Source organism: Rouxiella sp. T17 (assembly GCF_036663475.1).
Taxonomy (GTDB): Bacteria; Pseudomonadota; Gammaproteobacteria; order Enterobacterales; family Enterobacteriaceae; genus Rouxiella.
Genome location: NZ_JAWUEA010000042.1, coordinates 184,493 through 210,043, shown reverse-complemented (window position 1 = coordinate 210,043; position 25,551 = coordinate 184,493). Strand labels below are relative to the sequence as shown.

Annotated in this window: 17 protein-coding genes; 10 read left to right on the top strand and 7 right to left on the bottom strand. The window is 49.1% G+C overall.

Annotation, left to right across the window (positions count from 1 at the left end):
* The first annotated feature begins 111 nt into the window (after positions 1–111).
* The 3 genes from macA to SC206_RS21545 are packed head-to-tail and all read left to right on the top strand — an operon-like array spanning position 112 to position 4,621.
* Positions 112–1,239: a macrolide transporter subunit MacA gene (gene macA, locus SC206_RS21555; protein WP_332740690.1), complete on the top strand. Its 1,128-nt coding sequence runs from the start codon at positions 112–114 to the stop codon at positions 1,237–1,239.
* Positions 1,236–3,230 carry an ABC transporter permease gene (locus tag SC206_RS21550; protein ID WP_332740689.1) on the top strand — a complete coding sequence of 665 codons (1,995 nt, stop codon included), beginning with the start codon at positions 1,236–1,238 and terminating at the stop codon, positions 3,228–3,230. Before macA ends, SC206_RS21550 begins: the two co-directional genes overlap by 4 nt.
* Positions 3,227–4,621 carry an efflux transporter outer membrane subunit gene (locus tag SC206_RS21545; RefSeq protein WP_332740688.1) on the top strand — a complete coding sequence of 465 codons (1,395 nt, stop codon included), beginning with the start codon at positions 3,227–3,229 and terminating at the stop codon, positions 4,619–4,621. The genes SC206_RS21550 and SC206_RS21545 overlap by 4 nt, the downstream gene beginning before the upstream one ends.
* A gap of 1,062 nt (positions 4,622–5,683) precedes the next feature.
* Here the strand turns inward: SC206_RS21545 and SC206_RS21540 are convergent.
* The gene (locus tag SC206_RS21540; protein WP_332740686.1) at positions 5,684–5,959 is read right to left on the bottom strand and encodes a YeaC family protein; all 276 of its coding nucleotides are present in this window, start codon (positions 5,957–5,959) and stop codon (positions 5,684–5,686) included.
* A 204-nt stretch (positions 5,960–6,163) separates the two neighbouring features.
* A complete protein-coding gene (gene msrB, locus SC206_RS21535; RefSeq protein ID WP_332740684.1) occupies positions 6,164–6,577 on the bottom strand; it encodes a peptide-methionine (R)-S-oxide reductase MsrB in 414 nt (137 codons plus the stop codon).
* Between the two features lie 346 nt (positions 6,578–6,923).
* On the opposite strand from msrB, the gene gapA reads away from it, so the two are divergent.
* Complete coding sequence (gene gapA / locus SC206_RS21530; protein WP_332740682.1) at positions 6,924–7,922, top strand: glyceraldehyde-3-phosphate dehydrogenase; 999 nt, start codon at positions 6,924–6,926, stop codon at positions 7,920–7,922.
* A 175-nt stretch (positions 7,923–8,097) separates the two neighbouring features.
* The gene (locus tag SC206_RS21525) at positions 8,098–8,973 is read left to right on the top strand and encodes a D-hexose-6-phosphate mutarotase (protein WP_332740680.1); all 876 of its coding nucleotides are present in this window, start codon (positions 8,098–8,100) and stop codon (positions 8,971–8,973) included.
* A gap of 99 nt (positions 8,974–9,072) precedes the next feature.
* Here SC206_RS21525 and SC206_RS21520 read toward each other — a convergent pair whose 3' ends face one another.
* Together SC206_RS21520 and SC206_RS21515 are read right to left on the bottom strand one after the other, a co-directional pair.
* Positions 9,073–9,927, bottom strand: a complete 855-nt coding sequence (locus tag SC206_RS21520; RefSeq protein ID WP_332740888.1) for an aldo/keto reductase — start codon at positions 9,925–9,927, stop codon at positions 9,073–9,075.
* A 246-nt stretch (positions 9,928–10,173) separates the two neighbouring features.
* Entirely contained in the window at positions 10,174–10,923 is a 750-nt protein-coding gene (locus tag SC206_RS21515; RefSeq protein WP_332740678.1) for a MipA/OmpV family protein, read from the bottom strand.
* A 537-nt stretch (positions 10,924–11,460) separates the two neighbouring features.
* Here SC206_RS21515 and yeaG point away from each other — a divergent pair.
* From yeaG to SC206_RS21500, 3 genes are all read left to right on the top strand, one after another.
* Positions 11,461–13,395: a protein kinase YeaG gene (gene yeaG / locus SC206_RS21510; protein WP_332740676.1), complete on the top strand. Its 1,935-nt coding sequence runs from the start codon at positions 11,461–11,463 to the stop codon at positions 13,393–13,395.
* A 61-nt stretch (positions 13,396–13,456) separates the two neighbouring features.
* On the top strand, positions 13,457–14,731 hold the full coding sequence (locus SC206_RS21505; protein WP_332740674.1) for a YeaH/YhbH family protein: 1,275 nt from the start codon (positions 13,457–13,459) through the stop codon (positions 14,729–14,731).
* Between the two features lie 471 nt (positions 14,732–15,202).
* A complete protein-coding gene (locus SC206_RS21500; RefSeq protein ID WP_332740673.1) occupies positions 15,203–16,708 on the top strand; it encodes a PhoPQ-activated protein PqaA family protein in 1,506 nt (501 codons plus the stop codon).
* Positions 16,709–18,958: 2,250 nt separating this feature from the next.
* Here SC206_RS21500 and SC206_RS21495 read toward each other — a convergent pair.
* The gene (locus tag SC206_RS21495; protein ID WP_332740672.1) at positions 18,959–19,723 is read right to left on the bottom strand and encodes a DUF481 domain-containing protein; all 765 of its coding nucleotides are present in this window, start codon (positions 19,721–19,723) and stop codon (positions 18,959–18,961) included.
* A gap of 547 nt (positions 19,724–20,270) precedes the next feature.
* Between SC206_RS21495 and nadE the strand changes: the two genes are divergently transcribed.
* Positions 20,271–21,095, top strand: a complete 825-nt coding sequence (gene nadE / locus SC206_RS21490; protein WP_332740669.1) for an ammonia-dependent NAD(+) synthetase — start codon at positions 20,271–20,273, stop codon at positions 21,093–21,095.
* 194 nt (positions 21,096–21,289) lie between these two features.
* Positions 21,290–22,483 (top strand): multidrug effflux MFS transporter, encoded by a 1,194-nt coding sequence (locus SC206_RS21485; RefSeq protein WP_332740886.1) that lies wholly within the window; start codon positions 21,290–21,292, stop codon positions 22,481–22,483.
* 96 nt (positions 22,484–22,579) lie between these two features.
* On the opposite strand, the gene dadX is transcribed toward SC206_RS21485, so the two are convergent.
* Together dadX and SC206_RS21475 are read right to left on the bottom strand one after the other, a co-directional pair.
* Positions 22,580–23,653: a catabolic alanine racemase DadX gene (dadX, locus tag SC206_RS21480; protein ID WP_332740667.1), complete on the bottom strand. Its 1,074-nt coding sequence runs from the start codon at positions 23,651–23,653 to the stop codon at positions 22,580–22,582.
* A gap of 107 nt (positions 23,654–23,760) precedes the next feature.
* Positions 23,761–25,062 carry a D-amino acid dehydrogenase gene (locus SC206_RS21475; RefSeq protein ID WP_332740665.1) on the bottom strand — a complete coding sequence of 434 codons (1,302 nt, stop codon included), beginning with the start codon at positions 25,060–25,062 and terminating at the stop codon, positions 23,761–23,763.
* Positions 25,063–25,551: the final 489 nt, after the last annotated feature.

Here is a 25,551-nt window from a genome sequence, read left to right as displayed (position 1 = left end):
CTTCTGTTCGCAGAAGGGGTATTTAATTATCGATTAACTCATACATATTTTAATAGTAATGCTCTTAATTACATTCATAAGAACAATATTAGCAACTAGGCAATTTATTTAATGTTCCCTTTGTTTAACCGCCGAAATATAAAAGTTTTTTTCGCCCTCTTGCTTCTCCTCCTCCTGCTATTTTCAATAGCGAGTTGGCGCTTTTTAAATAATTCAGTTCCTGTCCAATCAACAATCAAGGTCACGCGACAAACGCTGGAGCAAACAGTGTTAGCCAGTGGAATATTACAGCCAATTATGCGCGTTGACGTGGGTTCACAGGCTTCAGGACAATTAACCTCGTTAAAAGTGAATCCCGGTGATTTTGTGACGCAAGGTCAGCTGCTCGGCGAGATAGATCCCGCGCTGTCGCAAAATGCCCTTAGAGATGCCGAAGTGGCGCTTAATAGCCTGTTGGCGCAGAAAAAAGCCAACGAGGCACAGCTCACGCGATCCTTATTAATGCTGAAACGCCAGCAGCAAATGTTCACCCAACACGCCTCTGCTCAACAGGACGTTGAAAGCGCGCAGGCAGAATGGCAGGTGCAAAAAGCGCAGCTTGCCTCAATGAATGCGCAAATCCATCAGCAGCAAATTCGCGTCGAGACGGCGAAAACCAATCTTGGTTACACCCAAATTATCGCGCCCGTGAGCGGCACCGTGCTGTCAGTCAGTACGCAGGCCGGGCAAACGGTGGTCGCCTCCTATCAAATTCCCGTCATCCTGCAAATTGCCGATCTCAACACCATGACGGTAAAAGCGCAGATCCCCGAGGCAGATTTTGCACGGATTAGCCCCGGCCAGCCGGTCTGTTTCACTACGCTGGGCGCGGCCGATAAACGCTATTGCAGCACCATTAATACCGTCGAGCCAGCGCCCGAAAAGGTCAATAACGCCGTGTTTTTCAACGCGCTGTTTGATGTCGACAACCCAAAAGGCGATTTACGCCCCGATATGACGGCTCAGGTCAGCATTGTACTTAATCGCGCGGTAGAGGTGCTCGCAGTGCCTATCACTGCCTTGGGACGCGCACTGTCGGCCAATCAGTATCAAATTTTGGTGGTGAATGCCGCCGGCAAAAACGAGACGCGCACAATATTGACCGGCATTGATGACGGCATACACATTGAGATCGCGCGCGGACTGCAAGACGGCGAGAGCGTTGTGCTGCCTAACGTGCTGGCGACAGGCGAAGCATGATGATCAATATTAAAAACGCACAGCCGATTATTCGCCTGACTGCCGTTTCACGCCGCTTTAGCTTAGAGAGCGGTGAGGTAGAAGTTTTGCACGACATTAATCTTGCCATTAACTCAGGAGAAATGGTGGCGATTATGGGGCCTTCCGGCTCTGGAAAATCCACGCTGATGAATATTCTTGGCTGTCTGGATAATCCGTCCAGCGGACACTATTGGGTTAAAGGAGTGGCGGTAAAGCAATGTTCTGTAGAAGAGCGGGCGAGATTACGCAGGGAGAAATTCGGTTTCGTGTTTCAGCGTTATCATTTGATACCCGCTTTAACTGTGATCGAAAACGTTGCCATGCCCGCGCGTTATGCCCATTGGACAAGAGCGGCACGTCGTGAAAAGGCTCAACGGCTTTTGAATGAGCTTGGCCTGCGTGGATTCGAAAATCGTGAGGTCTCGCGCCTCTCGGGCGGCCAGCAGCAGCGGGTCAGTATTGCGCGCGCATTAATAAACGGCGCAAATATTATTCTCGCCGACGAGCCGACGGGTGCCTTGGACAGCCAGACGGGCAAAGCCGTGATGCAGCTGCTGCAAAAATTACATCGGCAGGGCCACACGGTGATTGTAATTACTCACGATCCCGAGGTGGCGCGATATGCCGAGCGAGTCGTTCAACTGGTCGATGGGCGCATGGTTTCGGATAGCCATTTTGTTGATAAAGAGGTTATTTATCGTCATGTAAATTCGAAAGCCGTGTTAACGCTCGCGCCCCTGCCTTGCCCCTCCACCGAGCCGCGAAGGTGGCATCATCGTTGTGAAAGCATTTTCGATGTGCTAATCAGCGCCTGGCGAACGCTCAGCGCGCATCGATTACGTTCCAGCCTGACATTGCTCGGCATTGTGATTGGCATCGTTTCGGTTGTGACGCTCAATGCCGCCGGTGAAGGGGCAAAACAGTATGTAATGAAAACGCTCTCTTCCCTCGGCGGCAACGTGATTACGTTATATGCGGGCAAAGGTTTAGGCGATGACGACACGGCGGGCGTGCGATCGCTGCGGGAAAGGGATTTGACACTGCTGGCCGCGCAGCCGTGGATCCGCACCCTTTCGCCGCAGGTAAACCTGAACCTTCGCGTACGCTGGCAACGCGCGGATACCGCCGTCAACGTTAACGGCGTCGGGGCGGATTATCTCGACACCGTTTCGTTAAAAGCGGTTCAAGGACGCAGCCTGTTAGCGCGGGATATTGAACAGCACGCCGCCGTGGTGGTCATTGATGAAAATCTGCTGAAAAAGCTGTTTCGGAGGCAACAGAACCCTATCGGCCAAACTATATTGGTCGGCAATTTGCCCTGCCGCGTAGTTGGCGTGATGCGAAACACCTCCGCGCTGCCGGCCAATATATTCAATTTGTGGTTACCTTGGAGTACCGCCAACAGTCGCCTGCTCGGGCAAGACTGGTTTAATTCGATTGCCATAACGCTGCAAGACGAGGTGCAGACCCCGCGTGCGCGCATTGCCCTGCAAACGCTGCTCACCCGTCTTCACGGCCGACAGGATTTTTATCTGCAAGACAGTTCGGCGTTTATCAGCTCCATTGAAAAAACCAGCTTCGCGCTAACGGTTTTTTTGTCGCTGATTGCGCTGGTATCGTTACTGGTGGGCGGAATTGGCGTGATGAATATTATGCTGGTTTCCGTGACAGAGCGAACCCGCGAAACGGGTATTCGCTTGGCCGTCGGCGCGCGCCCGCGTGATATTCAATGGCAATTTCTGACCGAAGCCGTGCTGCTCTGCATGATTGGTGCAGCTATAGGCGTGACGTTGTCACTCACAATGGGCGGCCTATTTTCGCTTTTTGTGCAAAGCTGGCAATTAGTCTATTCGCTGGAATCACTATTGATGGCAACCTGTTGCGCCGTGGCGGTCGGAATAATCTCTGGCTGGTTACCGGCTTGGCGAGCGGCGCGACTTGACCCCGCCGAGGCGTTGACTCGCGAATGAAAATCAAATTAACAGCCATGATTTTCGTTCTTACATTGAGTGGTTGCCAGACTTTTAGAACGCCTCCTCCCGAAAAACCGCCGCTGCCCGCAGCCTGGTTGTACCAAGATACGAAAATCACACCAGCCGCCAGTAAGAGTCATTTTTTCGCCAATGATGAGGATTTTTGGCAATCTTTTGGCGATCCGGCTTTGCCTACTCTCATAAATCTGGCGCTGAGGCAAAATGCTCAGGTAAAACTGGGCGAGCTACAGGCCCGACTGGCGCGAATACAAGCCTCTCTAGCCGGACTTTCCCGCTGGCCGTCGACCTCGCTATCTCTAAGTGCGGGCGTATCACGGCCTTTTTACCATCCAGGCGGGCTGAAATCTCATTCTTTACGCTCGGCCAGCGCGGCATTTTCGGCAGGCTTGCCATTGGATATTTGGGGGAAAGACGCCGCCGTGCGCGAAGCTGCCGACCTTGAGGCCAGCGCCAGCGAGAGTGACACCCGTGCTATTCGGTTGGCAATTTGCTCTGCGGTGGCCGAGGCGCGCTGGCAGATTGGTTTCCTTAATCTTATAAAAAGCCATGCGCGTGCCGATGTAAATGATGCCCAGCAAATTGTGGAGTTAACGCAAACTCGTTTTACCGCCGGAGCGATCGGTGCAGGTGACAGTGTGTTTGCGCAGCGCGCATTAGCCGAGCGGGAAATCATGCTGTCACAGGCGGAGCAGAATCTGACCGAGGCGCGTCTTGCTTTCAACTTAATCATGGGCAACGCGCCGCAACAGGCTTTTGATGAATTACAGACTCTGCCGGAAAGCCCATTACCCCAAGTTCAGGCAGGCATTCCAGCCGATATCCTTGCCAATCGCGCAGACGTTCAAGCAGCCGAATTGAGACTGCGTGCCAGCCTTGCCGAGGCCGACGCCGTGCGTTTGAGCTTTTATCCCTCGTTTAACCTAACAGCCAGTTACGGCACCCTGAGCCCGACATTAACGCAATATTTCCGTGATCCCATTGGCGCGCTGAGTGCCACGCTGGCGCTACCTTTCATACAATTCAACACTACGCGTTTTAGCCGTCAAAGCGCCTATTTAGTTTACGAAGCCAATAAAGTGAGTTTTATCAATACGCTCTACTCCGCGTTAAAAGACGTGGAGAAAGCCTTGTCGGCCAGAGACCGACTCGCCGAGCAGGCTGAACAGCGACGGCAGGCGTTGTCGTTATCACGGGAGGTAGTAAACCTGACGTTTATTCGCTGGCAGCAAGGCAGTACGGATATTCAGCCGTGGCTGGAGGCGAAAAGTGCTTTTCGCGGAGCAGAAATTGGGTTCGAGCAAAACGTGCTTGAGCGTAGAAGGAATGTTTTAGCGCTTTATCGCTCCTTAAAAGGAGGAGGAAAATAAAATTTCAGATTTTAATTTTAAAATTTTTTTTAAGTTCAAGTTCAAGTTCAAGTTCAACTGCATGCGCTTCGCTTACTGCGCGGCGGCGCAGACCGCCTAAAGAGGCGCAGTCGGGTTTTGATTTGGAAATCTAATAGCAAACTTTCAAGTTCAACTGCATTCGCTTTGCTCAATGGGCGGCGGCCCATACCGCCACAAGGGTCGCAATCGCTCGCCCCTTGTGAATCCCAAGCTTTTTTTCCACAGCTGTAACTTGAGAGCTGAAAAAGTGAGATCTTTCCAGAAGCCACAGTGTGTGGCGTAGGTCGCGCGGCTTCGCCGTCCCTTCATTCCGGATTTGAGCCAAAAACGTCTCAAATCACTCCACTCAGCGCCGCCCTGATCCCGCCAAGTTCAGATATCAAAGCAAGGGCGGTAACTCTTGGGCGGTCAAGGACCGATCCTTCAACCTAAATTTTATTGTTTGAGGGATCGGCTTTTGACCGCCTAAGAGATACCGCCCTTGCCCTAAGTGCTGTGATTGGCGGCTTCGCCGTCCCTTCATTCCGGATTTGAGCCAAATACGTCTCAAATCACTCCACTCAGCGCCGCCCTGATCCCGCCAAACACAGCCTAAACAGAAAAAGCGGTAACTTTTCCGCGGTCAAGGACCGCTCCTTCAACCTAAATTTTATTGTTTGAGGGATCGGCTTTTGACCGCCTAAGAAATACCGCCTTTGCCCTAAGTGCTGTGATTGGCGGCTTCAGGGCGGCGCGGAACGGAGGTGAAGAAGACGTTTTTGGCTTCTGAACGAAGTGACGGGAGTGCGAAGCACCGCGACCCACGCCACGCGCGGAAGCTTCTGGAAAGATCTAACCTTTTAGTCCTCAAGTTCCAGCTGTGGAAAAAAAGCGCGGGATTCTCAAGGGTGTTCGCTTAGGAACATCCTTGAGGCGGTCTGCGCCGCCGCGCAGTAAGCGAAGCGCATGCTTTAGACTTTAGAAGTAAAACTTGAACTTGAACTTGAACTTGAACCTAAAAGTTTGCCTTAAGATTTTCAAATCTTAATACAAAACAGTTTATTAATTTTTCTGCTCAAACTTTATTTGATGATCTTTCATAAACTGCTGTTTAAGCTCCTGCTTCGACTTAGTCACAATCTGACCATCTACCCCAATAGTCATATGCTCGGCCTCAACGTTATGTCGCGCTTGATACAACATCACTACCTGTAAACTGTGCTCTTTTTGCTGCTCGGTCAGGCGAACGCCGTCCGGCCATTTCCCCAACTCTACGGCCTGCGCCAATCGTTGGTAAATTTCTGGTGTCATTACATCGACCAATTCATGTATTTCCAATTTTTTAGCTCCTCTGCCCGCTACGCCACCAACAAAATAAGCAAATTATTCTTATCGATTGAATAATTGGCTGAATCGATTTTGTAGACTTATCTCTCACAATTTTTGCAAAATTTATTGCCAAACTACAAGCGCGGTAACGGAGAACCGTTGTATTGCATTTTCGCCACAAACAGACGGTTTTCCGTAATCGGAATGCGCTAATTATCCTGCGGTTTTGTCGCCGTTTTCGCCATCAATAAAGCTCATGGAGGCAGAGTTGACGCAATAACGATCGCCGGTAGGCTCCGGGCCGTCGGGGAAAACGTGACCCAGGTGCGCATCGCAGTTGGAACAGCGGATTTCTACCCGCTCCATTCCGTGCGTATTATCCGTTAAGTATTTGATAGCGTCGTGAGTTACCGGCTCATAGAAGCTCGGCCAGCCGCAGCCAGAATCGTATTTAGTCGTTGAATAGAACAACGGCGCATTACAGACCAAACAGTGATAAATACCGTCACGTTTGTTATGCAACAGCTTGCCAGAGTAAGGCCGCTCGGTGCCGCGCTCTTGCGTTACATATTTTTGAATATCAGTAAGTTGTGGATTTTCTGGAGTATCTTTGAATTCATTGCTCATAGTTGCCGCTCTCATCGCGTAAAAAAATCAACTAATATAACTGCTAATAATAACAAAAAAGTAACAACGCGTCAGGCGCTTTTGGCTTAAACTCTATGCCATTGGTGCGGCCGCAAAAACATGTGTGACTGCGATCACATATTTGATCTGGCGGTGTTTAATACTCGGTATTACACCCCAATATGCGTAACAGCTGATTAGGAAACGGAACGTACAATAAGCGAACGATCGTGGTGGAAAGGTTTGACCTACCGCAACAATTGACACGATTCCGCTTGACGCTCACCAAGGTTTTTGTAATTTTACAACCAACCTTTTATTCACTGAAAAATAGCTGGTGGAATATATGACTATCAAAGTAGGTATCAACGGTTTTGGCCGTATCGGCCGTATCGTTTTCCGTGCTGCGCAGGAACGTTCTGACGTTGAAATCGTTGCAATCAACGACCTGTTAGACGCTGACTATATGGCTTACATGCTGAAGTATGACTCAACTCACGGCCGCTTCGACGGTACCGTTGAAGTTAAAGACGGTCATCTGGTTGTTAACGGTAAAACCATCCGTGTTACCGCTGAGCGTGACCCAGCTAACCTGAAATGGAACGAAGTTAACGTTGACGTTGTAGCCGAAGCTACCGGTATCTTCCTGACCGACGAAACCGCGCGTAAACACATCGAAGCTGGCGCCAAGAAAGTCGTTCTGACGGGCCCATCTAAAGATGACACCCCAATGTTCGTTATGGGCGTTAACCACGAGTCCTACGATGGCCAGGAGATCGTTTCCAACGCCTCTTGTACCACCAACTGCCTGGCTCCGCTGGCTAAAGTACTGAACGACAAGTTCGGTATCGTTGAAGCGTTGATGACCACTGTTCACGCAACGACTGCAACCCAGAAAACTGTTGATGGCCCGTCTCACAAAGACTGGCGCGGTGGCCGCGGCGCATCCCAGAACATCATCCCTTCTTCTACCGGTGCAGCTAAAGCAGTAGGTAAAGTTATTCCTGCGCTGAACGGTAAATTGACCGGTATGGCTTTCCGTGTTCCAACGCCTAACGTTTCTGTTGTTGACCTGACTGCACGTCTGGAAAAATCAGCTTCTTACAAAGAAATTTGTGCAGAAATGAAACGTGCTTCAGAAAACGAACTGAAAGGCATTCTGGGCTACACTGAAGATGAAGTAGTTTCTACCGATTTCAACGGCGAAAAACTGACTTCCGTTTTCGATGCGAAAGCCGGTATCGCCCTGAACGACAACTTTGTGAAACTGGTTTCCTGGTACGACAACGAAACTGGCTACTCAAATAAAGTTCTGGACCTGATTTCCCATATCGCTAACAAATAAGCGTCTGCGCCACGGTTTCGAATGAAACTCTGGCAAGCGATATGTGAACTGACAGAGGGCGACGAAAGTCGCCCTTTTCTATTTTGCCACTCATCCTTTTTGGCTAAATAGTTGTTGGATTAATGACTGTCAGCTCCCCTGTCCTGGTTTCTACAACTTTGCATAGGACGTTATCATGATCGATCAATTCTTTACGCTCCCCGTCCAAAAACAGCTTTCCCCTGCCGTAAGTCAGTGTCAGATTGCCGATCTACCGGTATTGGTTATCACCCATCCGCAGGGTCAGGCCGCTATCACGCTTCAGGGCGCGCATCTTTTATCGTGGCAGCCGACGGGTCAAAAGCCGGTGATTTGGTTAAGCAGCGAGACGGCTTTTCAACACGGTGTTGCTATTCGCGGCGGTGTGCCGATCTGCTGGCCGTGGTTTGGTCCCGCCGGAAAACCTTCGCACGGTTTCGCGCGTAATTTGCCATGGCAGTTGACGGCGCAAAGTGAAGATGACGAGAAAGTTCAGCTCACTCTTACCCTGAAAGACAGCGCGGAAACGCGCAAGCATTGGCCACACGCCTTTACGCTGCACGCGCATTTCACTTTTGGCGAGCAATGTACTATCGAGCTTGAATCACACGGCGATTTCGAAACCACCAGCGCGCTGCACGCCTATTTCGATATCGGTGACATCAATACCGTCAGCGTTGAAGGTTTGGGTCAATCCTATATCGATAAAGTATTAAATGGCGAAAAGGCCGTGCTAAATGGCCCACTGACTTTCGTTGGCGAAACCGATCGCATCTTTATTGAACCGGAAGCAGAAAGCCTGATTGTCGATCCCGCGTTAAACCGCACGATTTTCGTTAAGCATCACGGTAATAGCGACGTGGTGAGCTGGAATCCGGGGCCAGCCAATTCGGCATCGATGAAAGATATGGCCGATGAAGGCTATAAAACGATGGTCTGTGTAGAAACGGCTGCCGTTACTCATTCGCAAATCAGCACCGAAAATGCGCCAGCGCGTTTGGCGATTACTTTTGGCGTTCAGAAAGACGCCTGATTTGTGGTGACGTTCAAAAGTGAAAGTCGACAGTGACGTTCAAACGAAAATGGGACAGCATGCTGTCCCTTTTTATATTTTTAATATGTCATTTACACGCTAAACGATGTCGAGCGGCATTTTAATTGAAGGCGTCGGAAAAGCCTGATCAATCAGCGCAATCTCTTCAGGATTCAAGCTTAAGGTCAGCGCGCCGGCGTTATCATGAACGTGTCCGGGCTGCACGGCTTTCGGAATGGCAATGACATTATCGAAACGCGTAACCCATGCCAACGCAATTTGCGCGCTGCTGACGTTTCTCACCCGCGCTAGTTGTTGCATGACCGGATGATGCAGCACCTCGTGGCGCAGATTTCCGGCCTGCGCCAGCGGGCAATAAGCCATTACCGGAATTTCATGCTCGCGACACCAGGGCAATAATTCATATTCGATACCGCGCGACGCCGCGTGATAAAGCACCTGATTGGTTTGGCAATGCTCTCCGCCGGGTACGTTCCACAGCTCGTTCATGTCTGGCGTGTCCAGATTAGACACTCCCCAGCGACGGATTTTACCTGCCTGCTGCAAAGCTTCCATCGCGCGAACGGTTTCTTCGAGCTTTATCGATCCACGCCAGTGCAACAGATAGAGATCAAGCGTTTCGGTTTTCAGTCGCTGCAAACTTTGCTCGCAGGCCGCTATCGCTTTCTCCCCACCTGCGTTTTGCGGGTACACCTTCGACACGAGATAAACCTGATCGCGGCGTCCGGAAATGGCTTCTCCCACCACACGTTCGGCACCGCCATCGGCATACATCTCGGCAGTATCGATAAGCGTCATGCCAAGATCGATACCCAGCTGTAACGCGCTGACTTCCGAACGAAACTCTGACTCTTTCTCACCCATAAACCAGGTACCCTGTCCGACTGCGGGAACTCGTATCCCATCGGGAAATAACACGGTCTTCGCGTTCATCATTTGCTCCTGTCGAGGTTACTTATAGCGGCTATCTGCGCAGCGTTTGTCTATCGATTTAATGTAGCTGTGAGACAACTCGGCTTATTATGTGATGCAAATCTCATTTCTCAGGCACGTCCTTAACTTTTCAGTGACACGTAAAAACCGGTGAGCACCGCACCCCAGATGTGCAAATGGGGCCTAATGCCCCATTATCATTCATCTAACGCACCAAAAAGTGGCAGCGCGTTAAAAGTCGCTTAATTAGAAGCTATAGGTTATGCCGGTCATTACGACACCGGTATAAGATTTGTCTACCATTGGGCTATCTTTAACTTCGTCAGCCAGTCGAATATAACGCCCGGTGAAGAAGGCCTGCCACTGTGGCGCGAAGCTGTATTTGGCGGAAAGCTCGAAATAAGGGTTGAAGCTGTCGCCCGGTTTGTAGCTTTGCAGGCCGCTGCGACGCGATTCGTTGCCACTTACACCATAATAGTATTTGTTTTGATTTGCGCTGTTCCACATCACACCTACGCCAGGAACCACGGCCCATTTGTCGGCTTTAAAGGCGTAAAGGTAAGCTACATCACCCACCAAACCGTTGCTGTAATCCAGCGTATCGCCGGTAAAGGTGGTGCGGATGGTGCCCCACTCGGCATTGTGATTGTAAGCAACGCCCGCCATCAACGTACCCCGACGCTTGTCCAGACGTTTCAGCTGCTCGTCGTCGGTATCTTTTGGTCGGAAGCCAAACGGGTTATAGCCGGCAATCAGGCTGAGCTGGTTTTGCTGGTCCTTCCATAAATAATAACCGGCCACCAGCGAGTGGAAGTAAAAATTATCGCCGTCATAGTCCACCACTGGAATCGGGTAAAAGTTGTTGCCATAGCCTTTATACAGGTTGGTGCTGCCCAACGCCGCCGCGCCCAGAGAGAAAGTGCTGGCGTGAACAGACTGACAAGACATCGCAACAACGGCCACCAAAGGTAGAGCTTTAAAATAATAAGTTTTCATCGATAAAATCCGTAAATGGTAAAATCGAGGTTAGTGTAATGGAAACACGAGGTAGCGTCAGGGTTAGCGCACAAAATCCTAAAGCAACCGGATAATTTATATGCGTTTTATGAATTAAATATGACTAAAAATAACTTAGCCCGGCTGTATCCCACGTCCCACAAGGGCTGCAGATCACATTACGTTAACTGAGTCATTGATATGGCTTACAAAACGATAATTTAACGGAGGAAATTTTTCAAAGGTCAAACTACGCTTATAAATAGGAGAAAAAAACAACTGGTTGCATCCTGCTCGTGTTGCTTAGCATAATCATTATGACGCTTATTTGTTCTACGAGCGGCTCCACGAGTGATATCAAGTTGGCATAAGGGTTGCACATCTTCTACAGGCGCAAGGCCGTACTGAACAGTCATCAGTATCTGGCCGATAACTGTAGGAGAAAGATAATCAGTTGGGGAAATTTTCTTCCGGGAGCTGCCCTACCGCATCACTGGCTCTCTTTAACCTGTGCTAAATAACGAAGGACGGGCATCTATGAACATATTTGACCATTATCGCCAGCGCTATGAAGCTGCCAAGGATGAAGAGTTCACACTGCAGGAATTTCTTACCATCGCTCGGCAAGATCGCAGTGCTTATGTTAACGCCGCGGAACGCCTGTTGATGGCAATAGGTGAACCTGTCATGGTCGACACAGCGCTTGAACCCCGCCTGTCGCGTCTATTCTCCAACCGCGTCGTTGCGCGTTATCCTGCCTTTGAAGAGTTTTACGGCATGGAAGACGCCATCGAGCAAATCGTCTCCTACCTGAAGCACGCTGCTCAGGGGCTGGAAGAGAAGAAACAGATCCTTTACCTGCTGGGCCCGGTCGGCGGCGGTAAATCATCCCTTGCCGAAAGATTAAAAGCGTTGATGCAACGCGTGCCGATTTACGTGCTTAGCGCAAACGGCGAACGCAGTCCTGTTAACGACCATCCTCTGTGCCTGTTTAATCCGCAGGAAGATGCCCATATTCTTGAAAAAGAATACAATATTCCAAACCGCTACCTCGGAACGATAATGTCTCCGTGGGCGGCAAAACGTCTGCACGAGTTCGGCGGCGACATCACCAAATTTAAAGTCGTTAAAGTCTGGCCTTCAATTCTGGAACAGATTGCGATTGCCAAAACCGAACCCGGCGATGAAAACAATCAGGACATCTCCGCGCTGGTGGGTAAAGTTGATATTCGTAAACTTGAAAACCACGCCCAGAACGACCCCGATGCCTACGGTTATTCAGGGGCTCTCTGCCGCGCCAACCAAGGTGTGATGGAGTTCGTCGAGATGTTCAAGGCGCCAATCAAGGTCTTGCACCCGCTGTTGACCGCCACGCAGGAAGGGAACTATAACGGTACCGAAGGTATTTCGGCCCTGCCGTTTAACGGGATAATCCTGGCTCACTCCAACGAATCCGAGTGGGTAACCTTCCGCAACAACAAAAATAACGAAGCCTTCCTCGACCGCGTGTATATCGTTAAGGTGCCTTACTGCCTGCGCGTGTCGGAAGAGATCAAGATTTACGACAAACTGCTCAGCAACAGTGAGCTGATCCACGCACCTTGCGCGCCCGGCACGCTTGAAACCTTGGCCCGATTCACCATACTTTCGCGCCTGAAAACGCCTGAAAACTCCAGCACCTATTCCAAGATGCGGGTATATGACGGTGAAAGCCTGAAAGATACCGATCCAAAAGCCAAGTCTTATCAAGAGTATCGCGATTACGCGGGTGTTGATGAAGGGATGAACGGTCTGTCGACACGTTTCGCCTTTAAAATTCTGTCGCGCGTCTTTAACTTCGACCATGCAGAAGTCGCCGCTAACCCAGTGCATCTGTTCTACGTGCTCGAGCAGCAAATAGAGCGTGAGCAATTCCCGCAGGATATTGCCGAGAAATATCTCGAACACCTGAAAGGCTATCTGATCCCGAAATATGCCGAGTTTATCGGTAAAGAGATCCAGACCGCCTACCTTGAATCTTATTCAGAGTATGGGCAGAACATTTTCGACCGTTATGTCACCTACGCTGATTTCTGGATTCAGGATCAGGAGTATCGCGACCCGGATACCGGCCAGCTTTTCGACCGTGAAGCGCTGAATGCCGAATTGGAAAAAATCGAGAAACCGGCTGGGATCAGTAATCCAAAAGATTTCCGTAACGAGATTGTCAACTTTGTGCTGCGTGCCCGTGCCAATAACAGCGGCCGCAATCCAAATTGGACCAGTTACGAAAAACTGCGCACGGTCATCGAGAAAAAAATGTTCTCAAATACCGAGGAATTACTGCCTGTTATCTCCTTTAACGCGAAAACCTCGACCGACGAGCAGAAAAAACACGATGACTTTGTCGATCGAATGATGGAAAAAGGATATACACGCAAACAGGTTCGCCTGTTGTGTGAATGGTATCTGCGCGTGAGGAAATCATCGTAACCAGCATTCGCAGTCTGTATGTCTAAAGCGGGGATCGTTGGCAACGTTGTTTGGGGGCTATATGACGTACTTTATTGACCGTCGACTGAATGGCAAAAACAAAAGCGCGGTTAACCGCCAGCGCTTTTTGCGCCGCTATAAGTCGCAAATAAAACAGTCGATCGCCGGAGCCATCAATAAGCGTTCGGTAACCGACGTTAACAGCGGGGAGTCTGTCTCGATCCCCAATGAAGATATCAACGAACCCATGTTTCATCAGGGTCGCGGTGGCTTGCGCCACCGCGTTCATCCCGGCAACGATCACTTTGTACAAAACGACCGTATCGAACGTCCTCAGGGCGGCGGTGGCGGCGGCAGTGGTCAGGGCGATGCCAGTCAGGATGGAGAAGGTCAGGACGAATTCTCGTTCCAGATTTCCAAGGATGAGTATCTCGACCTCTTGTTCGAGGACCTCGCGCTGCCTAATCTGAAAAAAAATCAGTACAAGCAGCTTACCGAATATAAAACGCACCGTTCCGGTTACACCTCTAACGGCGTGCCGGCCAATATTAGCGTCGTGCGCTCGTTGCAGAATTCACTGGCGCGTCGTACGGCGATGTCAGCGGGTAAGAAACGCGAGTTGCGCGAACTTGAAGGCATTCTCAGCGAGGTGGAAAACAGCGAACCTGCCCAGCTGCTTGAGGAGGAGCGGCTGCGAAAAGAGATAGCCGAACTGCGGCAGAAAATCGCCAAAGTGCCGTTTATCGACACCTTCGACCTGCGTTATAAAAACTACGAACGTCGTCCCGAGCCTTCGAGCCAGGCGGTGATGTTCTGCTTGATGGACGTCTCGGGGTCGATGGATCAGGCGACCAAAGATATGGCTAAGCGTTTTTATATCCTGCTCTATCTGTTCCTGAGCAGAACGTATAAGAACGTGGACGTGGTTTACATTCGTCACCACACCCAGGCGAAAGAGGTGGATGAACAAGAGTTCTTCTACTCTCAAGAGACGGGCGGGACGATTGTTTCCAGCGCGCTTAAATTGATGGATGAAGTTATTCAGGAACGCTACGACCCTGCCCAATGGAATATCTATGCGGCGCAGGCGTCGGATGGGGATAACTGGGCGGATGATTCGCCGCTTTGCCACCAGCTGTTGGCCCAAAAGATCCTGCCAATGGTGCGTTACTACAGTTATATAGAGATTACGCGTCGCGCGCATCAGACTCTTTGGCGCGAATATGAAGTTTTGCAGAAGCAATTTAGTAACTTTGCGATGCAACATATTCGTGAACAGGAAGATATTTACCCTGTATTCCGCGAGCTTTTCCACAAGCAGACAGTAGAAAACTGAATCAATAATGACCCTATCAAGCCGGATGAAATTTCATCCGGCTTTTTTTATATCTACTATTTTTCTCCACAATTCATTTTCCACGCCCTTCTCTTCGCTTTAAAGCCTGCCGGGCAGGCGCGCCATTACGCAGAATTAAAAACAGGTAATGGCCCATTAAATAAGTCGATAACTCCGCCCTTTCATCTTATTTAGCACAGCCTATTTTTTATGGTAAATATATCCCCCAGCAATACGCTAATGGTTGAATAAGGCAATCCGCAAACGTTACCCTATTAATATTGGCGCGCGAGCATTATTCATAATTAAGAATAGTTCGGTTTATTCGCTCCTGGCAGCTTATTAAGAAAAAGCCCATTCTTGTCATTTTTAATATTCTGATGCATGCCTAATGCAATTAATGGTTAGAAGGCCTTATGGATAATTACTCCGAAATTAACTATAACCTTGGATAAAGACAGAAGATAAAAAATGAAAAAAATTAAACTATTATTTCTACCAATCATTATTTTGGCTAACGTTACGCTTATTTATACAGGTAATGCGCATGCAGCAACTGTCGAAGATGCCTGTTTAAACGCGGGCGAGCTGGATTATTCGCATATCATTCCCTGCTACCGTGAAAAATTGGCCGCCGAGCCATTAAGCTACTGGTTTATGAGCAACCAGCTTTATGGCGATGTTGAAGTTAACCGTTATCAAATGATTTCACAGATGTGGTCCCCCGACGATCTGGTTTCGCCCGTTAAGTGGCAAGAAGATGTCGCCATCGCCATTCCTGACAATCAGAAAGGCACGCGGGCGCTTATTGCCGTCGATATCAGCGAAGATATCCTGATAAAAGTGGCGCGAGCGACTAACACGGTGGTCATCTCGCTACATTCTATTCCAAGTCGGGATCTGGTTTATGCCAACGATAACAAGCCATTGATTGAAGACGATAGCATTGCCCGCAGTTGGCGGCTGACCATGGAGGATCCTGCCACGCGGCAAACGCTGCCTTTACACGTGCCGATGGCGGCAAGCATCTCCCAGACCATTCGCCTAGCGAAAAAGGAGCTGGCCAAAGAGAATATCGACAAGTTTATCGTGACGGGCGCCTCTAAGCGCGGCTGGGCGACCTGGCTTTCTGCTATTGCCGACCCTAACGTCGAGGCCATCGTGCCTATTGTGGCAGACGTGTTGAATACTCAGGAAGTGATGGAGCACATGTATAAAAGCTATGGCGGTAATTGGCCCATCGCCTTCGAGCCTTATTATCAGCAGGGTATCGATAAAACGGCGGCCACAGCAGACTTTGCCAATCTAATGAAAGTAGAAGACCCTATTCAATATCTCGGTACCGCCTACCAGTCGCGATTAGCGATTCCGAAATACATTATCAATGCCAGTGGTGACGACTTCTTCATGCCCGACAATACTCGCTTCTATTACGATAAGCTTCCGGGTGAAAAATCGCTACGCGTGGCGCCTAATACCGGACACATCGGGATTTTGGCCTTTACCCAACAGTCATTGATTACTTTTCTAAATCGCATCCAGAATAACGTTGCGCTACCCGAAATTGATTCAAAACTTGAGCAGGTTGGCAACGGCCAGCAATTAGACGTGAAGTTCTCGGAGACGCCAGCGAAAGTCGTTCGCTGGACAGCGGTGAATCCAGTCTCTCGTGACTTCCGCTTCGCCTGTGGTATTCAATATGTGCCTACCACGCTGACAATGACTTCACCAAATAGCCTCACTATTCCAATGAATTTTGCCAGTCCCGGCTGGGAGGCTTCTTTTGTTGAGGCCACATTCAAAGATGGGTATGTCGCCACCACTCAGGTCAATATCTTCCCGGATAATAAATATCCTACCGCTGCGCCGCCGTCTAAGGGCGGAGCCTGTACCACCTTACCCGGCAGAGGCATTGATCAACCGTCAATTGCGAAGCATGTGATAAGTAACAGTGAACAGGTCGCTGTTAATAGATAGATTTTACCAAAAGGTTATTAATAAATAGATGCTGTACCCCGTAATAAATCGAGAAGCGAGAAGATTTCACTCAGGCAGTTATTTCCAAGGAAGGAATAACTGCATCCTACTTTTTTGGACAACGGTGATTATCTACCATGACTCAATCAAAATATCCTCCGCGTATTGTCTGCACGTTTTGTGAAAACGTATTACCGCCGGACGCAAAGCGCTGCAATGATTGCGGCGCTGTAAGAGTAACCAATCATTTTAGTTTCCTTGAAAAGTTGATGATTTTCTTATTACGCATCGGTTTTATTATTTTCACCCTCATCTATTTCAACTCTTTCTTCTCAGCCATGAATATGCAAAACAAAATGATAATTTATGGATGTTATTGTGTTGGTATATTGCTCTCATGGGTAATACCCAAGTGGATATTCAAATTAAAAAACAGAAATCGCTATATTTGGAGAAGAAAGTCTAAACCTGCCTGATAGCTTTGACTCTTCCTACACCCTCCCCCTGCCTCCACGGGGAGTTTTTAGCGTTCAGCGCGCACTCATCTGCTATTCATCTAAAGTTTGTCTTATCCTCGCGTAATCCTCCTCTCTACCCGCAGAGTTTCGCTGTCATTGCAAAAAATATCATAAGTTTTTTTTAACTTTAGGAATTGCCTTGATGGTTACAATTGTTCTAAACTGTTGACTCAGCGAGAATTTAATCACTCCAGTTTATTATTTTGCCTGGGCTTTTGCATGGGCGTTTTTCATCCGCATACCTCTGCGACTACAAGCGGTAACTTGCATGACTACAAAAACTGATTCTGATACAAACACTTGTTCAATCTGCAATACCGAAATGCCTGCGAACGTGACTCACTGTTATAACTGCAAAGCGACAATGATAAAAGGTTATATGGATCGCTCGTCGCGTAAACGTAGACGTTGGATAACTGTGCTTTTGCTAATCTTTTCGTCGCTGTTTTTCTATTACATCTATCCGACGTCTAACCGACCTTCATTTGTGTTAAATATTTTCCTAGTCGCCATTGTGGTCTCTTTTGTTCTGCCTTATACCTATTACAAGGTAAAGACCAAAGACCACATTATCTGGAAAAGAAAAAAACTGTAGGTTAAAGCTCAATAGGTTAAAGCCGGAAAAGAAAGCGGACTGGAATGGTGGAGTGAAAAGCGGCGTGGCAAAAAGCATCTAATCAGATTTGGAAAGATGAAGGTCGCGTTACTCTCTAAAAACAAAAAGAATACGCTATAAAACATAAAGACCTGAAGTTCATCTGAAGCGTTTCGAATAAAGCGTATTTGAAACGTCAGAAAATCACTTCAGGTCTTGATCGTGCGGAAATCCAATTTTATTGCGGCTGGTACTGACTCGTTTTCAAGCAATGGCTGCATACACACCCGCAGCGGCCAACGCTACCCAGAAAAGAGAGCAGCCAGCGAAAATCCCTAACCATACCTTTTCGTTGAAGGACATCTCAGATTTATGTCCAACCATTGATTTGTGTCCGAACGTTGACTTAGCGCTCATCATAATTTTTTGCTCCATTTACTGTGTTAATTGCCACCCTTCTTTTGTTAAGGAAATGTTGACACAAAGAATCATTAAAAATAGTGATGAAAATCTCATACCTCTTAAGATAAATCCGCTTAAACGGCCCCAAGTTTCAAAAAAGTGACACAAATCTCATATCAAATTTAGATAATTCAAATTATCCGCCTCTCGATTTTACGTTTCGAATGCTTAAGAGCTCATCATCACTTAGTACTTTGCCCCTCTCTTCATAAGCGTTCCTTTATCCGATCATTTCCTGCCAAGGGCAGGTAAATTGGTGCTAGCAATAGGTTTTTATAAGCTAAATTCGGACTAAATGCCGCATCATTCACCAAAGTTTTAGAAATTGCTAGCATTATAATTTTGCATAGTTTAAGCGTTATTTGAGCTGTTAAATTACGCGAAATTAACAATCTTACTATTAAGATCGTGTTAAGATGCCCACGTGCTATCAACAGCATGTGTGTAATAATTGGATATATGTTTTGGCCTGTCTTGATGACAGGCTTTTTTTTGCTCAAATTGCATGCCAAGTATGCAAAAAACCTATTACCGCTTATTTGCTAAAGAATATTGCTAGCAATAACCCCTTACATACTTTTCACTTTTCTCTGCCAAATGGCAGGCATAAAAAAAGCCAACCTAAAGGCTGGCTTTTTATACACCGTTAACGCGTTTACGTTAGGCTGAAAAAACTTAAAGACCGTAAACCAAATTGATTGAGGTAACGGTGTCAGTTTTATCCGGCGCGCTGGAAGGCGGCTTGGTGTTGTAAGTCACGTTGTAAGCCAATTTCAGAGAGAATTTCTCATTAATTGCTACTGACAGCGCAGTTTCAGAGTTCAAGGTAGTATCATCATTTGCCAATACTGAGACGCCTTCGCTGAACTTGGCTGTATCGCTGATCTGGTATGAATAAGTACCTGATGCATAGGCGATAGCTTTAGTTTCGTTGCCACCCGCCTGGAATTCGTCGTGACGAACGCCCGGACCCGCTTCGAGGTTCAACGTGTGGATTGGACCATTCAACAGCTGGCGACCGTAACCTACTGTCGCGGTATCACGTGCGTGGTAACCGTTGTAACGGTCAGTCAACCAGTTAGCCTGACCAAACAGGTAGTTAACGTCAGACAGGTTGTAACGCGTACGCGCACCCGCCTGATATTTCTCGGACGAACGCACGCCAGAAGAAGAGCTGTTAACCGCTGAGCCCCAGATACTGTTGGCGAAGTCGTTGTTAAACCAAGTCATTGTTGTGTTGGCATTCAGGTTGCTGCTGCTGGTGTTACCCGTTTGCGCGTTGAAACCCGCCTGAAGATTGCCCACAAATGGTTGTTTGGCAGTAGCCGGGTTATCCAATGCAGTGAAAACATCGGTATCGGCAAGAGTTGAAACACTGAACAGCGCGGCACCACAAACGATGGCACAAGCTGGTAAACGACGAGCAGCCCTAAAAAACATTCTCTTTCCCCAATATAATTTACGCGAAATCATTGACGCGAAATTTTGTGTAAATAAAGCCATAGCGTGAATCGCTACATGATGCCGACTTATTGAACTTGCCACTGTCTGCACGTCATGCCAATTGGCAGATCACACTCGTGGTAGCTTGCATAATTAACAGTCAACAAATATACAACACCAGGCTGGGAAGATCCTTTTTGGACTAAATTTTTTAGACCATTCCTAGGGTTGTATATTTCCTGACAAACAACCATACAAAATCATTACGTTTTCACTGGTTGATTTCTAACAATCTAAATCGTTTAAAATCTCATTCCGCCCATTCGAGACAACGTGGCGGACTTTCGTTTACATAATTGCATTCTTAAGCATCAGTACTTTCGTTTACATCAGTACTTTCGTTTACATTAATACCGCGCCGTTCTTGGCTTAATCACATTCCTTGTTCTTTCTTCAACAGCCATATAGATTTACACTAACTTTTCAGTCGCGAATTCAGCCAGATTAAGCCGCACGTTCGCGGACAGCCTAAGGAGGAAGGGTCATGGCACTTCAGCAAGAGATTATTCAGGCTTTGCACGTTAAACCGCAGATCGATGCCGAGCAGGAAGTTCGTGTAAGCGTCGATTTTCTTAAAAGTTATCTGCGCGCTCATCCTTTCTTAAAATCTTTGGTTTTAGGGATAAGCGGCGGGCAGGATTCTACCCTTGCCGGCAAGCTTTGCCAAATGGCAATTACCGAATTACGCAATGAATCGCCAGAAGCAGGTTATGAATTCATTGCCGTTCGCCTGCCGTATGGCGTTCAGGCCGATGAAGCTGACTGTCTTGATGCGATCAACTTTATCAAGCCTGACAACGTGTTAACCGTCAATATCAAGAATGCCGTGCTGGCCAGCGAAGCGACCTTGCGTGAGATTGGCATCGAGCTGAGTGATTTCATAAAAGGTAACGAAAAAGCGCGTGAGCGAATGAAAGCTCAGTACAGCATTGCCGGAATGAAAAAAGGCGTTGTCGTCGGCACCGATCACGCTGCGGAAGCGGTTACCGGATTTTTCACCAAATACGGTGACGGCGGCTCGGATATTAATCCCCTCTTTCGTTTAAACAAACGTCAGGGCAAAGCGCTGCTGGCACATCTTGGCTCTCCGGCACACCTTTATACCAAAGCGCCGACCGCCGATTTGGAAGAGGATCGCCCTTCGCTGCCCGATGAAGTCGCGCTTGGCGTAACCTACGAAATCATCGACGACTATCTCGAAGGTAAGAGTGTCGATTCGAAAGCCGCCGCGATTATCGAAAATTGGTATCTGCGCACCGAACACAAACGCCAACCGCCGGTGACCATTTTCGACGATTTCTGGAAATAGTTTCCAATGTTATCTTAAGCTGCGGGCACCTCATCGGGTGCCCGTGTTTTATTCCCTTCCTGCGCTATCCTCACTTTGACCCGCATTCCCTAAGCTAAATCGTCGGCTTTGATTTTAATAATTACTCTGCTTTTCATTTCGCGCAGAAATCATTACTCTTGTTCCCTTTTTCAGAATGGATGCGCCGCTACGCCATGCAAAAATTCCTGTTTCTCTTACTTACTCTGGTTTTGCTCGGCCCACTTGGGATCGACCTCTATTTACCCGCTATTCCCGCCATCGCCCGCGGATTAAACAGCAGCGAAAGCGTTATCCAATCTTCTATCTCGCTGTTTATTCTGGTATTAGGCTTGGGTCAGCTATTGGCCGGACCGTTGGTGGATAGCTATGGCCGTCGACCTGTCGCGATCGCCGGATTGGCGCTCTATCTAGTTGGCGTAGCGTTGGCCGCCACTTCAATAAATGCGGCAATGTTTATGAGCTCGCGCGTAGTGCAAAGTTTGGCGGTGTGCTGCACGTCAGTGGTTATTTTCAGCAGCGTGCGCGACCGGCTGGAAGGCGAAGACGCCGCTCGCGCTTTTGGATTCTTAAACGGCACGCTGAATATCGTCCCTGCGTTAGCGCCACTGATTGGCGGACTCATTGCCCAATATTTTGGCTGGCGCGCGCCTTTCTGGGCTCTGTTCGGCTACACATTGATCACATTGTTGCTGGTGCTGGCGTTCTTGCCCGAGACCCGTCCAGCCAATACTAAACAGGTTGGCAGCCTGCCAATACGTCAATACCTTCGCATTCTGCGTGACGGAAACTTTCTCAATTTCGCGTTGGTCAATGCCGGAGCGATGGGCATGGCCCTCACCTACGTCTCCCTAGCTCCATCCGTTTTGATGAGCACCGGCGGCCTCTCGCCGCTGCAATTTTCACTGGTTTTTGGCGCTAATGGCTTCTGGATTATGTTGATGAGCTACATCGCCAATCGCATTATCCGCAAGGTTGGACGGCCTGTATGTCTGGCGATTGGCGCAATTTTCATGCTGCTTGGTGGCGCGGCGCTGTTTGCCGGACTTGCGTTACTGCCCGCTGAAATACAACTAGCGACCTGGGTGTATATGTTGCCGGTAGCGAGTGCCTGTGCGGGACTGGCGTTTGTGATTGGTCCGGCCACCAGCTACGCGCTAGAGCCTTATTCCAGTGAAGCGGGCATCGCCTCGGCGTTGGTCGGTTTTGTGCAGATGGCCGGTGGTGCGGGTTTAGGTTTACTCGCGATGGCATTGCCACTGCCACCAAAAGCCAGTCTGGCACTGGTGATGCTGACGGCTTTCGTTTTGGCTTGGACTGCAAAACGCCGCAGTAAGAAGATGAAAGGCAAGATTGAGACAGTTATTTAAACGTAGGCATTTAAACGCAGGTAGTTAAACGCTGGCCTCTCTAGCCTTTCAAACGAAAATAGGTTGGAAAAAGTAGAGAGGCCCGTAATGAGAAATTTAGGCGCTGACGCGAACCGGTACGCGCTGCGCCAAAGCACTCATCAATTCGTAACCTAAGGTTCCGGCCGCTGCCGCAACGTCATCGATCGGCAGTTGCTTGCCCCACAACTCAACGCTCGTGCCTATCTGCGCTTCGGGGCACGGCGTGAGATCGACCATCAGCATATCCATTGAGACCGTCCCTAAAGTCCGCGTGTTAACTCCGCCCACTATAATCGGCGTGCCGCTCGGCGCGTGTCGTGGATAACCGTCGGCGTAGCCACAGGCCACAACGCCAATTCGCTGACTCTGCTCGGCCTGATAACGGCCGCTATAACCCACGCGATCGCCCTTTTCTAACGATTGCACGGCGATAATCTCACTGCTAAGCGTCATTACCGGCTGCAAACCGGTGTTCGCGACATCATCTGCGCGCCCGCTCGGGGAAGCACCATAAAGAATAATGCCCGGCCGCACCCAATCGTGATGAGCCTGCGGATGCCACAAAGTGGCCGCCGAATTGGCATAACAGCGCGGCGCAGAGATCGAATGTGTGCCCTGCTCCATCTTGTCGAGCTGACCGTTGATCCCTTCCGGACCATCGGCGCTGGCAAAATGCGTCATCAGGGTAATTTCGCCGACTTGCGAAATGGCACGCAGCTGCTGCCAAATCTCAACGGCCTCTTTCGGATGAAAACCAAGCCGATTCATGCCGCTGTTGATTTTCAAATAGACATCTATAGGCGCGCTAACCTCGGCTTTCGCCAAGGCGTCGAGCTGCCAATGGCTGTGTACTGCTGTCGTTAAGCCGTAATGACTGACCTCTTTGAGGTCTTGAGCAGAGAAAAAACCTTCAAGCAGTAAAATCGGCCCATGCCAGCCCGCTTCTCTTAAAAGCACCGCTTCGTTGAAGTCGAGTAAAGCGAAGCCGTCAGTCTGCTGGAGACCCTGCCAGATGCGCGCAAGGCCGTGTCCGTAGGCGTTGGCTTTCACCACCGACCACACTTTACTCTTCGGTGAGTGACGGCGAACAACCTGCAAATTATTTTGCAGAGCGTTTAATGACAAGGTGGCGGCGATTGGGCGTGGCATGAAAACTCCTGAAATCAAGCGTATAGACGCCCGCCATCAATAATGACGGGCATTGACGGGCGTCTGTTTCCTTTTATCTTTTTTAAACAGTGTGCTGGCTGTGAGGCTTAGCCGACCGGATGCATTTTATGTGCGCCGTCATGGTGAGAAACGAAACCGGCACTGTAACGTGCGACGGAGAGATCGTCTGACGGAATAGCCGGCGTCACGCCTGACATAATGTCAGCCAGCAATTGTCCCGAGCCGCAGGCCATGGTCCAACCCAGCGTGCCGTGACCGGTATTTAAATAGAGGTTTTTGAGGCTAGTTTTACCCACAATTGGTGTGCCGTCTGGGGTCATCGGGCGCAGGCCGGTCCAGAAAGTCGCCTGTTCAATATTCCCGCCGTTAGGATAGAGGTCGCGAACCACCATCTCCAGCGTTTCGCGACGCGCTTTCGCCAGTTGAGTATTGAAGCCGACAATTTCTGCCATGCCGCCAACGCGAATCCGCTGATCAAAACGGGTAATGGCGATTTTATAGGTCTCGTCGAGCACGGTAGAAAACGGTGCCGAAGCGGGATCGGTAATTGGAATAGTTAGCGAGTAACCTTTTAACGGATAAACCGGAATTGAGACCAAATCGGCCAGCAGCGAGGTGGAATAAGAGCCAAATGCCACCACGTAAGCATCGGCCTTCACTACTTCATTGCCACACTGCACGCCGGAAATCTGGCCGTTTTCCACCAGCAGGCGATCTACGCTCTTGTTGAATTCAAACTTAACGCCCGCCAAACGCGCCATCTCGGCCAGTTGACGAGTAAACAGCTGGCAATCGCCTGTTTCATCGTTAGGCAAACGCAGGCCGCCGGTCAGCTTGTGTGCCACCTGTGCCAAAGCGGGTTCGGCGCTCGCGAGTTGGTGAGATTCCAGCAGTTCATAAGGCACGCCCGCGTCTTTCAATACCGCGATATCTTTATAGGCGCTGGCAAACTGCTGTTCGGTACGAAAGAGCTGCAAAGTGCCACCCTGACGACCTTCATACTGAATGCCCGTCTCTTCGCGCAGCGCTTTCAGGCAGTCGCGGCTATATTCCGCGATGCGTACCATCCGGCTTTTATTGGTTTGATAATGCTGCATGTCGCAGTTACGCAGCATCTGCCACATCCATTTTAACTGCGTGCTGGTGCCATCAAGACGAATGGCCAGCGGCGCGTGGCGTTGAAACATCCATTTAACCGCTTTTAACGGGACGCCAGGTGCTGCCCACGGCGCGGCATAGCCGGGTGAGATCTGACCGGCATTTCCCGCACTGGTCTCTTCCGCCGGGCCGGACTGGCGATCGATAACGGTCACTTCGTGTCCCGCTTTTGCCAGATACCATGCACTGGCCACGCCGACGACACCACTGCCTAAAATTACCACTCGCATACTCGACTCCAGTTTACCGCGCAATAAGCATATTATTCTGGCGCAGAAAGTATCTTACTCGAGAGAAGAAACCTACTGAAACCGCCAAAAATGTGAAGAATTTCACAAACATTTATCGTTGAAAATGAATTGCTTTTCAATAGCACTCATTAAATAACGATATACCGCAACATTTCATGCTGAAACGAAGTAATTTCTGGCAAACTGCTATCAACGCTAGCATTGCTATCATCAAGCTTTTGAGTGATTTACTGCTGCCACCAAGCAGATAATAATTCTGATAAACAATGCCCAAGGCAGCATTTAAAACCATCCATTAAGCCAAAGGAGATATTCTCTACATCACCTTCACTTCGAAAGTGCTCCAAGCCTATGGATAATTATAATCCCGATATTTGATAGCCGTCGGAGGCATTCATCCCCGCTTGCACTTTCGATAAGCATCGTTTTCGCTTTTGATTAGCTTCGTTGCCACTTTTTGATAAAAGT